Annotated in this window: 12 protein-coding genes and 1 riboswitch; of the genes, 11 read left to right on the top strand and 1 reads right to left on the bottom strand. The window is 54.8% G+C overall.

Going from position 1 to position 14876, the window contains the following annotated elements; all coding sequences use genetic code 11:
- Positions 1 to 132: 132 nt before the first annotated feature.
- The 9 genes from B3K78_RS08565 (at position 133) to thiD (ending at position 12251) form a co-directional block, all read left to right on the top strand.
- On the top strand, positions 133 to 4440 hold the full coding sequence (locus B3K78_RS08565) for a beta strand repeat-containing protein (RefSeq protein WP_286695125.1): 4308 nt from the start codon (positions 133 to 135) through the stop codon (positions 4438 to 4440).
- A gap of 249 nt (positions 4441 to 4689) precedes the next feature.
- Positions 4690 to 5262: a hypothetical protein gene (locus B3K78_RS08560; protein WP_286695124.1), complete on the top strand. Its 573-nt coding sequence runs from the start codon at positions 4690 to 4692 to the stop codon at positions 5260 to 5262.
- Between the two features lie 244 nt (positions 5263 to 5506).
- A complete protein-coding gene (locus B3K78_RS08555) occupies positions 5507 to 5710 on the top strand; it encodes a DUF6447 family protein (protein ID WP_286695123.1) in 204 nt (67 codons plus the stop codon).
- Between the two features lie 116 nt (positions 5711 to 5826).
- Positions 5827 to 5941: riboswitch (TPP riboswitch) on the top strand.
- 71 nt (positions 5942 to 6012) lie between these two features.
- Complete coding sequence (thiC, locus tag B3K78_RS08550) at positions 6013 to 7899, top strand: phosphomethylpyrimidine synthase ThiC (RefSeq protein WP_286695122.1); 1887 nt, start codon at positions 6013 to 6015, stop codon at positions 7897 to 7899.
- Between the two features lie 6 nt (positions 7900 to 7905).
- Complete coding sequence (gene thiO, locus B3K78_RS08545) at positions 7906 to 8982, top strand: glycine oxidase ThiO (RefSeq protein ID WP_286695121.1); 1077 nt, start codon at positions 7906 to 7908, stop codon at positions 8980 to 8982.
- A complete protein-coding gene (thiS, locus tag B3K78_RS08540) occupies positions 8979 to 9182 on the top strand; it encodes a sulfur carrier protein ThiS (RefSeq protein ID WP_286695120.1) in 204 nt (67 codons plus the stop codon). Before thiO ends, thiS begins: the two co-directional genes overlap by 4 nt.
- 32 nt (positions 9183 to 9214) lie before the next feature.
- A complete protein-coding gene (locus B3K78_RS08535) occupies positions 9215 to 10012 on the top strand; it encodes a thiazole synthase (protein WP_286695119.1) in 798 nt (265 codons plus the stop codon).
- Positions 10013 to 10112: 100 nt separating this feature from the next.
- Entirely contained in the window at positions 10113 to 10748 is a 636-nt protein-coding gene (locus B3K78_RS08530; protein ID WP_286695118.1) for a glutathione S-transferase family protein, read from the top strand.
- Between the two features lie 36 nt (positions 10749 to 10784).
- Entirely contained in the window at positions 10785 to 12251 is a 1467-nt protein-coding gene (thiD, locus tag B3K78_RS08525) for a bifunctional hydroxymethylpyrimidine kinase/phosphomethylpyrimidine kinase (RefSeq protein WP_286695117.1), read from the top strand.
- On the opposite strand, the gene B3K78_RS08520 is transcribed toward thiD, so the two are convergent.
- Positions 12248 to 13108 (bottom strand): sterol desaturase family protein, encoded by an 861-nt coding sequence (locus tag B3K78_RS08520; RefSeq protein ID WP_027873170.1) that lies wholly within the window; start codon positions 13106 to 13108, stop codon positions 12248 to 12250. The genes thiD and B3K78_RS08520 overlap by 4 nt on opposite strands.
- A gap of 93 nt (positions 13109 to 13201) precedes the next feature.
- Here B3K78_RS08520 and B3K78_RS08515 point away from each other — a divergent pair, with 93 nt between their 5' ends.
- Together B3K78_RS08515 and B3K78_RS08510 are read left to right on the top strand one after the other, a co-directional pair.
- Entirely contained in the window at positions 13202 to 14119 is a 918-nt protein-coding gene (locus B3K78_RS08515) for a LysR substrate-binding domain-containing protein (RefSeq protein WP_286695116.1), read from the top strand.
- A 97-nt stretch (positions 14120 to 14216) separates the two neighbouring features.
- Positions 14217 to 14849, top strand: a complete 633-nt coding sequence (locus tag B3K78_RS08510) for a retropepsin-like aspartic protease family protein (RefSeq protein WP_286695115.1) — start codon at positions 14217 to 14219, stop codon at positions 14847 to 14849.
- Positions 14850 to 14876: the final 27 nt, after the last annotated feature.

The following is a 14876-nucleotide window of genomic DNA, read 5'->3' as shown; positions in this document are numbered from 1 at the left end:
TTTCAAGGATTGAGTACAGCGCGTGACACGGCAGGCAGGATGCCTGCTATTGACCAGGATACTGATTGCAAAATCAGTTGCTGTAGAGATTCCGGCGGATGTCGGATAGTACTCGTACCCAGGGAGATACAAATGAAAAAGCAAGGAACGCGTGAGCAAATTACAGTGGATGTGGATACGACTGCTGTCGACACATTGTCTGCCGAATTGGCAGCTGCTGTAGCCCCCCAAGCCGATCTAGAAACCGCACCTGTAGAAGGCCTCTTCGACGATGAGAAGAAGCTGGAAGAGGAAGTGGCGCTTAGCGAAGGCGCAATTCAAACTGAAGCCGTAGAAGTTGCTGCTGCCGACAATGGCGTTGCGGCAATGGTTCTGGCTGACACCAACGCACAGTCATCTGGCGGCGCATCAACCGGTGGTTCGTCCGGCGGCTCAGTGCCTACTGGCGTGTGGATCGGTGCCGGTGTCCTCGGTGCTGCGGCCATTGTTGCCGCCTCAGACGACGATGACGACGACAACGGTAGCAAGTCCAGCACACCGGCAAACCGTGCTCCAGAGGCAGCTGCCAGTCAGGCGGTGAGTGTTGACGAAGGTGACTCAACCGTTATCTCCATCAATGCAACCGATGCGGACGGCGATTCACTGACTTACTCGCCCACTAACCCCGCAAACGGCTCTTTAACTGTTAACGGCAGCAACCAATTCACCTACACCCCCGATGCTGGGTTCAGTGGCACCGACAGCTTCGATGTGGTGATTTCGGACGGTAAAACCAGCATTACTCAAACGGTAAATATCACCGTTGACCCAGCGGGTAATGGCGGCACTCCAGGCGCTTATCAGCTGACCAGCGGCACTGATGTTGCTACGGCTGACGTTTTCGATGCCCCTATGGTATTTGTTCCAGACGGCTCTGACCGCATCTTGTCTCTGCAAGATGAAGACGTGCTCACAGGTACAGCTGGTAAAACCGACAATACCTTGAATGTCACCATGGGTAATATCAACGCCGATGAAGGGACAACAGGTGTTGTTACACCTAAGCTGATCAATATTCAGAATATCAACATTGATTGGACTGGTAGCACCACGACACTGGATTTACGTAACTCCGATTCGACCCAAAAGATCAATATTGATCGTGTTACTCAAGATGCTGGCTCAGTCTTGGTGGACAATATTGGTACGCCTGCGGGCGATCTGCGCGTTTCTAATTCAGCGTCTGATAACGTCAATGTACTGTTCCGCTATAAGCAAGGTGTACTGACCGATGGTAATGCGCCTGCACGGGAACTGGATATTGAGCTGGATGATGTTCTGGCAAATGCTGTTATGCAAAACGCTCGCGGCGCGGGTGCTTTTGTTGAAGGTTTTGAGACAGTAAACCTCAATGCCATCAATGGCGTTGATATCAATAACTTCACCGTCAACGAAATGGAGTCATTGATTTTAACGGGTAGCGGCAATCTGGATATCGTAAGTCTTACGCCAGTTCAGCCAGTTACGTCCACTGAGTACATGTCCTTGGGCGCTCCCGGTATCAACAACCCTGCGGCGGTAGGCTTGCTGAACCTTGACGGTACTGCCTTTGCCGGTGATATGAACATCGACATCAGCAGCTCACTGGGTGGTTTTGCCGACCCGTCTAACTCCGGTGCGATCGTACACGGTGTGGTTAAAGGTGGTGCAGGAGATGATACTTTCTACACCAGCGCTGCAGTAGCGGCAACAACGCCTTCAAACCGTGATGTGATTGATGGCGGTGCAGGCAACAACACGCTGTGGACTACCAATAATATTGCTGGTAACGCTTCTATCAGCAATATCCAAAACCTTGAGCTGCGCCAACAAGGTGGTGCTCACACTGTTGACTTCGATGCATTCGATGCCAGCTTGAGCAGTGTGTTGATGCGTGATGAGCAGGGCTTCGGTGGTGGGGTGTTCAACCTCATGGATCTGAACGCAAACCTGGCGGAGAACGCCTTAACTCTGCGTCATGGTGCAAGCTTTACCGGTGCGCCAACAGTTAATGCTTTGCTCAAAGATGCAACGGGCAATAATGACACTATTGCAATCACGGTAGAGAATGATCTGAATACCCAAACGGTATTTAATTACACTCTGAACTTTGATGGCGACAACCTTGATAATGACAGTGATCTGCAGGACGGTCGTGTTGAGAATGTGACCATTCACGACAACGATACTGAGAGCAACACGGTAACGCTGACTAAGGCGCAAGAGCACACTGGCACAATCACCTTGGACGGTGGTGTTGCGGGTCAGACATACACCGTAGCCAACCCCCTTGTTGCCAAGGTTATTGAGGCGTCTGCTCAGAAGAGCGACCTTCGCCTGACCGTGGGTGATAACGTCGCGCCGATCAATACTGTGGACCAGGACATTCGCCTGGGCTCTGGCGACGATATTCTGACGTTTATGAATATCGACGACTTTACCGGTGGCGACAAAATCAGTGACGCTGGTGGTAATGACACAGTTCGCGCTGCTTTCAGTCAAGACAGTAACCTGACTCTGACTGATATCGAGAACCTGCACATCATCGCTAACCAAAACGTAACACTGGGCATGGCCAACGCTGATGTTGATAACTTGGTTATCTTGGCGGATATCGCTGCCGATGGTGACCCAGATGCTTCTCCGTTGACGGCTGAGCCATTCAATATCCCCGGTGTACAAACTACCGATGTTATTACTCTCACTGACACCAAGCTGACAGAGCTGAACTTCTCTGCCGACTTGGATACCTTTGACGGTAATAACAATCCGAATAACCTGGTAGACGACAACGAAGTGTTCAACGCAACCTTCAACGGTGTAACGCTGCAAAACAACAGCGCCAATGCCCTGACCGTAAACATCAACTCCGCTTTGGACTTCGTTGATGCAGGTGCTCAGAGCTACACCCTTGGTCAGTTGACTGCTCACGGTGTTACCGGCATGGACATCAAGGTTGCCGATGAAGACGTAGAAAGCGCGATCAGTGCTTTCAACTCGCCAATGACGACCATCAACAATATCTACGCGAAAGATATGGCCTCTTTGAGCGTGAGTGCTCAGGGTGACGTCAACCTGGGTGTGGTATCGGGCGCACCGCTTAACAACTCACTGAACAGCTTTGATTCAACCGCTGTGGGTGGGGATGTTACTGCGCGTGTTATTTCCTTGGGCAACAATGCCACTGTTTCACTGGGCAACGGTGACAACAACTTTGACGCGCTTGGCTCGGCCGGTAACAGCATCAAAATTGTGGCTGGTAATGGCGACAATATGATCCAGGGTTCTGCACAGTCAGACCGCATCACAACTGGCAGTGGTTGGGACATGGTGGCGGGTGACCGCGGCAACAACGTCATTAACACCGGTGCTGGTAACGATACTATCCAAGCTAAAGACGGTAACGATACCTACGATGTAGGTACTGGTATTGATAGCGTGGTTGATAACAACGGCACGGGCATCAATGCGACCTTGGCAACAACTACCGTTGCATTGGGTGGCGGTGTAACCAGCGTCAAGCTTCACACTGGTGGTGGCGGTGTAACCACTGACCAAATGCTGGCAGTTGGCGATGGTTCTAACCTGAGCGTGCGCTGGACTGGTGACAACTTGCAGACCGCCTCTGCGGTACTCGACGGTAAGTTGGCTGAAGTGAATGCTAATACCACTACTGCAAACGCCGACCTCTCTATCTACCAAGGGGTAGGTAACTACACCTTTAACGGTGGTGTGGGCAACGACGTCGCGATGTGGAACGGTTCTGGCGCTGCTAGCAGCCTCACCTTTAACGGCGGCTCTGGCAACGATGCCGCTGTGGGTAGCATCAATAACGATATCTTCACTGGTGGCACCGGCGCAGATAAATACGTTATGCAGGACTCGTCTGTTCTAGATGGCCGAATTGACACCATCGTCATTGCCGATGGCGAGTCTACGGCTTCTGCCTGGGATGTGGTTGTTGGTTTCGACGCATCATCAGGTGCGTCAGCACTGGGTACAGTGGCGGGTAGCCTGACCGCTGGTAGCGATGTCCTGGATCTGGCTTCAACGCTGATCTCTGCACCAGTAGCAGCTGTGAACGGTACCAATGCCGGTGCAGCGAAGTCCCACAGCATTGCCGCGAACGGCTTGGTAACCTTCGATAACGTCGATGGTTATGTTGCCGATCAAGGTGTGGGTACCGGTGCAGGCCAGATCAGCTTGACTGACGCCCTGTCTTACCTGGCAGCTAACTTGAACGGCACCAACGAAACGGTTGCCTTCCAGTACGATGCCGATGGCGATGGCTTCATCACTGCTGTTGATAGCACCTTCGTATTCCAGGATGGCGCGACCGACACAGTTGTTGAGCTGGTAGGTGCCTATACGGGTATCGAGGCAGTAGGTACAGGTACTATTGGCGTTATCGAAATCGGTTAATTCCGACTACCCCTCTCAGCGCTGCTTGTCGGTGCTGACGCGAGAACCCGGCTTCGGCCGGGTTTTTTTATGGGAGCCATAAAGGCTAAAGATTGCCGGACTATTAATATAGGGCTCCGCTATAAGAATTTTAACTAGCTGTTATCTCTGGCTTTTAGGGGCTTGCTATGTGGGCATGAAGATTGCTTTTTAGTTGGTTGCCAAGTAATGGTTGTTGGAAATATCTAGAGAAATCCGTGGAGTTAAAAAATGATAATTCCCTATGGGCAGGATAATAGCCGTCATTTTTCTGAGCTGTTTACGCAGTCAACGAATAGGGAGGAGCTCTCTGATAGTTATGCGTCGCTATTGAAGAATTTGAATGAAAAGCGCACCGCAGAATTAGCAGCAATACAGTCCTCCGTAAAATCGTCCGGGAATGCTTTGGAGCCGAGTAAAGACGTGTGGCAACGAGAAGATGCTGTAAATGTTGATTTTCACCGCGCCGCTGTCGAGCTGCGCCTTGAGTATGGGCGTTCACGAATAGCGCTGGATGCGAAGGATGAAGAGGATGGCAGGATGGTGGTGCGAACGCCGGAGCAACTCGGTCGCGCCGTGTCTCAATATGCTGATGAGTTGCGCAATGATTTGTGGCAGCGGAGCTTGGCCAGGGAAAGCGAAATGGCAAGGCAAATTTCGTCTGGGACGGTTACCAGTTTAGAGCGCATAGAATTGCGGGAGCAGGTCGCCGCTCGCGAATTACAAGACCGCATGAGGGTTGATCAGCAGGTTAGAGACTATAGAGATCGCCTGTACAACGAAATGCTGGCGTCGCAGAGGTAAAGAGATGTCGGTATAGATTTGCGATGACGAATCTTACTTAATCGTAGCATTGAGGCAATGCCTTAAAGCTGGTAAATTTGTTGCGTCAAAGTATTAGTGCTTTGCTATAAATTAATAAGCAGCAGTTTACTTGGAAGCGCGTTTAAACGTGCTGGAAAGTGTCTCAATGGTTTTTTTAAATACGACTAATGAGGTGCTTGGAAGGTAACAACGGATTGTAAACAGTAAAAAAGGAATTTTAATCATGGCGCAAGCTCAAACCATTACCATTGATGGAAAAGAATACGACTTGGAATCACTGAGTAGTGAAGCCAAAAATCAGCTTATGAATGTGCGAGTGGCCGATCAAAAGATCGCGACAACTCAACAGGATTTGGCAGTACTGCAAACAGCCCGCAATGCCTATGCTCGCGCATTGTCAGAAGCCCTGCCAAAAGTGAATCAATAATCGCTTGTGTAAGCCGAGTAACAAAGCCGCTGTAGCGGCTTTTTTTATGGCTCGTTGTTCGTGGGGCGCCAAGCCGCTTGCCTCTTGCCATTGCCTTGCCCCCACCCTACACTGACAAACTCTTGTCGGGGCGCCCGTCACGGCCAAATCGGCCAGGGCTGAGATCGCATAGCGAGTCCCGTTGCACCTGATCTGGATAATGCCAGCGTAGGGAACAAGGTCGCCTCAGTCATATTCCGTCTCTACTGACGATCTGCTCCCTGTGTTTACAACACTGAGCGCCTACGTGCGCGGGGGGAATAATGAGTTCATCTGAATATCCGTTGCTGCGTGAAACTGCGCAAGTCGATGCCGCTGCCGTTGAGCCCCTGCCGGGTTCGTCAAAGATTTATGTTGAAGGGAGCCGTTCTGACCTCCAGGTCCCGATGCGGGAAATCAAGTTGACGGCGACGCCTGTGCAAGACCCTGACGGTTCCACTCGCTTGGAGCCCAATGCGCCGGTGCGGGTTTACGATACGTCTGGTCCGTACACTGATCCCGCGGCGAGCATTGATATTCGCAAGGGCTTAGCGCCAATTCGCGAGCAGTGGATATTGGATCGCGATGACACCGAGCTGCTGAGCAGTGACAGCTCTGAATATACCCGTCAACGCGCCGCTGACTTGAGCCTTGAGCAGCTGCGGTTTGACCTAAAGCGCCGCCCGCGTCGCGCGAAAGCGGGTCAGAACGTTAGCCAAATGCATTACGCTAAGCGCGGCATCATCACACCCGAGATGGAATACATCGCCATACGAGAAAACATGGCACTGGCGCAGGCGCGTGAGTCGGGGGAGTTGGCGGTGCAGCATCCGGGACAATCCTTTGGGGCGAGCATTCCCAAAGAAATTACCCCCGAGTTTGTTCGCGACGAGGTCGCTCGCGGTCGCGCCATTATTCCGGCCAATATTAACCACCCTGAACTGGAGCCGATGATTATCGGCCGTAACTTCCTGGTAAAGGTGAATGGCAATATCGGGAATTCCGCACTGGGTTCGTCCATTGAGGAAGAGGTTGCCAAACTCACCTGGGGCATTCGCTGGGGTGCAGACACCATGATGGATTTGTCGACGGGCAAAAATATTCATGAGACCCGCGAGTGGATTGTGCGCAATTCGCCTGTGCCGGTGGGTACTGTGCCAATTTACCAGGCGCTGGAAAAAGTCGACGGCATCGCCGAGGACCTCACCTGGGAGATCTTCCGCGATACTCTGATAGAGCAGGCCGAGCAGGGCGTGGATTACTTTACGATCCACGCAGGCGTGCTACTGCGTTACGTGCCGCTAACGGCGAAGCGCGTAACCGGCATTGTGTCGCGCGGTGGCTCGATCATGGCGAAGTGGTGTCTGGCCCATCACAAAGAAAACTTCCTTTACACCCACTTTGACGACATCTGCGAAATCATGAAGGCCTACGATGTGTCGTTTTCGCTGGGTGATGGGCTTCGCCCTGGCTCGGTTGCCGACGCCAATGACGAAGCGCAGTTCGGCGAGCTGCGTACCTTGGGTGAGTTGACCAAGAAGGCGTGGAAGCACGATGTTCAGGTGATGATTGAAGGCCCCGGTCACGTGCCGATGCAGATGATCAAAGAGAATATGGATGAGCAGCTAAAGCACTGTGACGAGGCGCCGTTTTATACACTGGGGCCGCTCACTACTGACATCGCGCCGGGCTACGACCACATTACCTCGGGCATTGGCGCGGCGCAGATCGGCTGGTATGGCTGCGCCATGCTGTGTTACGTCACTCCGAAAGAACACTTGGGCTTACCCAATAAGGATGATGTAAAAACCGGCATCATTACCTACAAAATTGCGGCGCATGCGGCCGACTTAGCCAAGGGGCATCCCGGCGCGCAATTGCGTGATAACGCCTTGAGTAAAGCGCGCTTTGAATTCCGCTGGGAGGACCAATTCAACCTGGGGCTCGATCCGGACACCGCGAGGGAGTTTCACGACGAAACCCTGCCCAAGGAGTCCGCGAAAGTCGCACACTTCTGCTCAATGTGTGGGCCAAAGTTCTGTTCGATGAAAATCACCCAAGATGTGCGTGATTACGCTGCAAAGCTGGAATCAGGCGATATCGAGCAGGAGATGGCGAAAAAGTCTGCCGAGTTTAAAGAGCAGGGTAGTGAAATCTACCACAAGGTGTAGGCGCGCATGAGCGCAATGTCTATTGCCGTTGTTGGTGGCGGTTTGCTGGGGCGCTTGCTCGCCTGGAAATTGCTGCAGCGTGGGCACCGGCTCTGCATCTTTGAGCGCGGCAGTCGCGCTGCCGAGCAGAGCGCGGCGCGCATCGCCGCGTCGATGCTGGCGCCGTACACTGAAGTGGCGAGCGCCGAGCGTCAGGTTTTCGATTGGGGCTTGCGCGCTCTCGCGTGGTGGCCACAGCACATTGCTGAGCTGGGCGAAGCAACCGGCGTGGATATCACATGCCGCGTTGATGGCAGTGTTGTCGTTGCGCACGAACTGGACCAGTCCACACTGGCGCATTTTCTCCAGCAGTTGCAGGCGGTCGTGCCAGATCATTTAGCCGATGTTGAGCAACTTTCTGCGGCGCGCCTCGCGGAACTGGAGCCGGAGTTAGCGGGTCGTTATCGCAACGGTTTGTTCCTGCCTCACGAGGGCTACCTCGATAACAGCGCGCTACTTCGTGCTCTCGATCGCGCCATCGCCGATCTTTCAGGCCAGTGGCACGAGCATGTCGACGTTGCTGACATTGAGCCGGGGCGTCTGTATGCGCAGGGCCGCTGGCAAGATTTTGATTGCGTCGTCGACTGCCGTGGGATTGGTGCCAAGGGACAATTGGCGGGGCTGCGGGGCGTGCGCGGTGAGGTATTGTGGCTGCATGCGCCAGAGGTGAACTTACAGCGCCCAGTGCGCTTGATGCACCCTCGCTACAAGCTCTACATCGCGCCGCGGCCGGATAATCGTTATGTGATTGGTGCCACGGAGATCGAGAGCGAGTCGATGGCGCCGGTGACCGTGCGCAGTCATCTGGAGCTACTGTCGGCGTTGTACAGTTTGCACAGTGGTTTTGCGGAAGCGGAGGTAGAGCATGCCTGGTCGCATTGCCGGCCGGCGATGCCAAACAACTTACCGGTGGTCATGGCTGAGCCGGGCCGTTTGGTAGTGAACGGCCTCTATCGTCACGGCTACCTGCTCAGTCCTCATGTCGTGGAGCAGGCATTGGAAAAATTTGATCAGGGTATGTGTGAACGGGTCCGAGCGTCATGATCGCCGTCAGTGTGAACAATCAACAGAAGCAGTGCGACAAGCAGAAGTCCCTGGCGGCGCTGCTTCAAGAATGGGGCTTCGAAAGTGGCAAGGTTGCGGTTGCCGTAAACGGTGACTTCGTGCCGCGTTCACGCTATGGCGAGCACCGCTTGCGCGATGGCGATCAGCTAGACGTGCTGGCACCCGTGCAAGGTGGCTAGCGCTCGTTTGCTCGAAAATTGAGGAATAAAGCATGTCTGTAGATCGGCAGGACTCGTGGAGCCTCTACGGTAAATCGTTTACCAGTCGCCTGTTGATAGGGAGTGCGCTGTACCCGTCACCGCAGGTGATGTGCGAGGCTATTCTGGCCTCGGGCGCCGAAATTATTACTGTCGGTCTGCGCCGCCAGTCGCCTGAGCAAGGCGGTGGCGAGGCATTTTGGCAGCAAATTAAAAGCCTTGGGAAAACCCTGTTGCCGAACACAGCGGGCTGTCACACCGTAAAAGAGGCGGTGACGCTTGCGCAAATGAGCCGCGAGCTTTTTGAGACGGACTGGTTGAAATTGGAAGTTGTTGGTGACGACTACAATTTGCAGCCGGACCCAATCGCCACCATCGAAGCGGCTCAGCAATTGAGCAAGATGGGCTTTAAGGTCTTCCCGTATTGCACTGACGACCTGGTTGTATGTCAGCGTCTGCGCGATGCCGGCTGTGAAGTGCTGATGCCCTGGGGCTCTCCAATTGGTACGGGTAGGGGGTTAATGAACCCCTACAACTTACAAACCATTCGTGAGCGCTTGCCGTCGCTGCCGTTGATCGTGGATGCAGGCATCGGTAAACCGTCTCATGCCGTACAGGCAATGGAGCTCGGATACGACGGCATATTGCTCAATACCGCGGTTGCCCAGGCCAGTCAGCCGGTCACCATGGCCGAGGCGTTTCGCGATGCACTCTCTGCGGGCCGCAAAGCGTATCGCGCAGGAACTATGCCAGCTCGGCAAACCGCCTCGCCGTCGACACCGACGCTAGGTATGCCGTTTTGGCACCAATAGACATCACCGCGGCGCGAGGCCGGTACCGATAGCAAAGCACTGCTATTATCAGTGGTAGGCGGGTGTCGCGCCCCAATCCATTTCAGCATAGGAAGGCTTCATGTTAACGATCCATCATCTTGGTCTCTCTCGTTCAGATCGAATTATTTGGTTGGCGGAGGAGCTCGGTCTGGAGTATCAGCTGGTCAAACATGACCGCGACCCAGAGACATTCCGTTCGCCACCGTCGCTTTGGGAGGTCAGCCCCATGGGGAAAGCACCGGTCATAGAAGATGATGGTCTGGTGATCCCGGAGTCTGGCGCCATCGTGGAATATTTGCTCGACAAGTATGGCGAGGGCCGGCTGCGGCCGGCCGCGGAGACACCGGAATATATTGAGTATCTGCACTGGCTTCATGCGGCTGAGTCAACGCTGATGACGCCGGTGCTGATGAATATGATCGCCGGTATGAGTGGCGTGGATAACCCGGCCTACAACAGTTTTGTGCACGGTGAATTCGATACGGTACTCGGGTACATGGAGAAGTTGCTGGCGAATAGAGAGTACATCGCCGGTGAATTTAGCGCTGCCGATATTATGGTGGCCTTTCCGCTGATGATGCTCGATTCGCCCTTGATTCCAGGGCCGGCGGGCGGCGATGTGCTTGGCCCCTACGCCAATATTCAGGCGTATCTATTGCGCCTGCGCGACCGACCAATGTGGCTCAAGGCCGAAGCCATATTTCGTCCAGAGTAGGGAAACCCCACGGTTAATCAGAGGAAAAAAGGCCTTATGGCGAGTCATTCAAAGCCCATTGCATGGACGATTGCCGGCTCAGATTCCGGTGGCGGAGCCGGTATTCAGGCGGACTTGGCCAGCTTTCACGATTTTGGCGTGCACGGCTGTTCAGTGGTTACGGCATTAACTGCGCAAAATAGTTTTACGGTTGGGCATGTGGCTATTACGCCGCGTCGAGCGCTGGCTGCGCAAATTAATGCGCTCGACAGTGACCTGCAGGCGGCGGCGATAAAGCTGGGAATGCTCGGCGGCGAAGATGTTGTTGAGATGGTGGCAAAGTACCTGGCTGACTATCGCGGCTTTGTGGTTTGCGACCCCGTTATGGTGTCTACCAGTGGCGGTCAGCTGATGGAAGACGGTGTCAGCGAGGCGCTGATCGAAAAAATCTTGCCGCGCGCCGACCTGCTGACCCCAAACATCAGCGAAGCCGAAACCCTGCTCAACCGTGAGATTAACTCCCCGGCTGACGTAGAGCGTGCCGCCCAGGATATCGTGGTGTTAGGCGCCCGTTCGGTGCTGCTAACTGGCGGGCACCTGAGCACCGATGATGGCTGTCGTCACGACTATTGGACCGATGGCGAGAGTGGCTTCTGGCTGAGTGGCGAAAATATCGACACACTCAATACCCACGGCACTGGCTGTACGCTATCGTCGGCGATAGCGGCGCTGATCGCTCGTGGCTACGAACTGGCTGATGCCTTAGTCATTGCTAAGGCCTATGTCAGTCAGGGACTGCGTTTGGCTGTGCAGCTCGGTGGTGGCCCCGGCCCGGTTGTACACCTGGGCTGGCCTCAGCGGCTGGAGGACTTTCCTCGTTTGAGTCGGCAGTTGCCCGCCGCGCCGATTCAGGCGTTTCCCGATTGTGGCGGTGAACTGGGTTTGTACCCGGTGGTGGACAGCAGTGAGTGGCTGGAGCGCTTGCTGCGTGCCGGTATTACAACGATCCAGTTGCGGATTAAAAACCCCGAGCAGAGCAATCTCGATGAGGAAATTCGGCGCGCTGTTGCACTGGGCCAACAATACAGCGCGCGGGTGTTTATTAATGATTACTGGCGCCAGGCGATTGACGCCGGCGCCTATGGTGTACACCTGGGGCAGGAAGACCTGGATATTGCCGACATCGGCGCGATCGCCGCTGCTGGCTTGCGCTTGGGTGTGAGCACGCACAGCTACTATGAAATCGCTCGTGCCCATGCGCTGTCACCCAGTTATATCGCGATTGGCCCGGTCTATCCGACGACCAGTAAGGTGATGCGCTTTGGGGCTCAGGGCCTGACTCAGCTTAAGCGTTGGGTCGATATCCTGTCGCCGAGTTATACCCTTACTGCGATAGGTGGGATCGACCGCCGCCGGGCCCCCGACGTGCTGGCGACGGGCGTTGGGAGCTGTGCGATGATCACCGCGATTACCGAGGCGGATGACCCTGAGGCGGTGGTCGCCGAATTACTGGCGCTCCACTAGCGAAGCTTAGCAAGGTCGGTGTAAAAGTAGCGGTATAAGGCGCTGTGCTCCTCTTCGGGGGTTTGGCGCCAGCCATAGACCTTGGGCTTCTCGCGCTCGATCACCAATGTACCGAACAACAACCAATCGTAGATCGCCAACAGGTTGCATAGGTTGCTCCCTGAATTTTTGCCACGGGCATGGTGATGGTGGTGCTGTGTCGGGAAGGTGAAAATGTGGCAAAGGGCATACATGCTATTTCTCACCCAAGCCCAGCGGTGGTTGAGGAAGTACAAGTCATAGTTCCAGTTCACGTGGTTGTGAGCCGCCCACAGGCCTTTGAACAGCGTGCCGATAATAAACACCTCTGTGAGCCCCAGGTATAGAGCCAAAAACTGGAACCAGTAATTGGGCATGATGAACCACCACAGCCAGTGCTCCACAAAGGTCTGCGTCACCGTTAATTGCCCCTTGCCGTCGTTACCGCCCGACAAATGGTGCGGGCGATGGCCGATCTTATAGAGGCCTTGCAGGCGTTGTAGCCAGCGCGATTTGGGCCGGCGGGCGTGGGCAAACCAGTGTCCAAGGCCGTGAAACAGTTCCTCTAAGGCGATGTAGCCGATGAGTGTTAGCCAGAAGTAATCACTTACCAACCAGCTTAGGCCGCCCTGATACTGAGGGATGATGAGGCCAGCGATCCAAGCGATGCCAAACAGAAGTGCTGGCCGTTGGATAAGCACCATGCCGGCGGCACTCAGTCCCGCCATTTGCCAATCTTCCTTGCTTTTGCGCTCGGCGCGGGCGCGGCCACTGAGCCATTCCCATAGGGCAAAAACAATTATAAATAGTGTCACGAAATGCGCAGGTTGCAGTGTCATGGCAGCTCCTTGTTACTGTTATATGCGGCTGATGTAGACAGGTTACGGGATTTGAGGTATTTGTAAATTTGATAATTTATATACCTAATATTTATGAAGCTGAATTTACGCTCGATCGACCTTAATTTGCTCACGGTGTTTGAGGCCCTGCTGCGCGAACAAAACTTGTCTCGGGTGGCGGAGCAACTCGGCATGAGCCAGCCCGCTGTCAGTGCGGCCTTGCAGCGCTTGCGGCTGACCATGAAAGACGAGCTGTTTGTGCGCACCCGCAGCGGGATGCGGCCAACGCCACGGGCGATTGCCGCTCAGGCGGCCGTCGCCGAGGCCCTCGCACTGATTTCTGAAGCGCTTAGCGTGGAACAAGTGTTCTCACCTGCCACCGCCGAGCGGGAATTCAGCCTGTTGGCTGACGGCTACATGGAAATGGCGGCGCTGGGGCCGCTGCTGCGCGCATTGCAGGGTTCAGGAGAGGGTCTGCGCTTGCGCAACGAGGTGCTGGACCAGCAAGACGTGGCCAAAGCCTTGTCTCGCCTGGAGTACGATGCGGTGATCGACTTTGTGCGGATCGAATCGGATAAAGTCTGCTCGGCGCTATTGGGTGAGCAAGAGCTGGTAGTGATTGCCGCCGGTGCCCACCCGCGTATCGCTGGCAGCCTGTCTGCGCAACAGTATTTTGCAGAGGGCCACATTTTGCTGCGCCAGCGCAGCCGTTACCGCAGCCAGCTTGAATTGGCACTGGGCGGGCAGAAGCTCGAGCGCCGGGTCGACCTTCATGTTCAGCACTTCGCGGCGATGCCGTCGGTGGTTGAGCAAACCGATGCCCTGGCGTCTATGCCCCGCGAACTCGCCAGGCGATACGCTGCGGCCTACGATATTCAGGTTCTGCCCTTTCCATTGCCGGTGCCGCCGATACCCGTCTGGCTGATGTGGCCACTAAGCCTGAACGGCGATGCAGGGCACCGTTGGTTTATTGAGTTACTTCGGCGTCAGCGATTGCCGGGTGCTGGCTAAGCTGTGGAGATAACGTATCGACCTGCGCTGTGTGGGTGCTACTATGGCGCGTAGCCAAACACAATAATCAGACAGAGCCATTTTTGAGATCGCGCGTATGAAACAGCTGGCGATAATTGCAGTTTTAATGGTGGCGGCTACGACAGCCAGCGCCAGCGAGTTGATTGTGCGCGGACTATTTAAAAACGCGGTGCTGCTGGAGATCAATGGCCAGCAACAATTAGTGCGCACCGGCAGCAGCCACCTGGGTGGGGCCAAAGTGCTGTCGGCGAATTCGCGATTTGCTCAGGTGCGCTATCAAGGCAAAACCCACCGCCTCACACTCAATAAACGTATTGGCACACTGTATGTCGAGAGCGAGCGCCAGGAGGTGGTGTTGCAGCGCAACAGCAATCGAGAATACCGAACGCGCCTGCAGATCAATGGTCGCAGCGCCGAGGCGGTGGTGGATACCGGCGCCACCAAAGTAGCAATGAGCGCTCGCCATGCCCGCCAATTAGGTATTCGCTACGACGACGCGCCAGTGGTTAGTATTGCCACCGCGTCTGGTGTCAGCCGCGGTTTTGCGGTGAAGCTGGACAAACTGGCGGTAGGCGGCATAGAGCGCCACCATATTCCCGCTGTGGTGGTGGATGGTGAATACCCCCATGTAATACTGCTGGGAATGAGCTTTCTAGAGCATGTCGATCTTCAAGAACGCGGCAGTATTATGACCTTAAGTGCCCCCTAGGGCCTGTTAACACTAATTGAGATGCAC

Origin of the sequence: Spongiibacter sp. UBA1325 (assembly GCF_002306875.1) — a bacterium.
GTDB classification, from domain to species: Bacteria; Pseudomonadota; Gammaproteobacteria; order Pseudomonadales; family Spongiibacteraceae; genus Spongiibacter; species Spongiibacter marinus.
The sequence above is the reverse complement of the archived record's forward strand: the minus strand, read 5'-3'. Positions and strand labels throughout refer to the sequence as shown.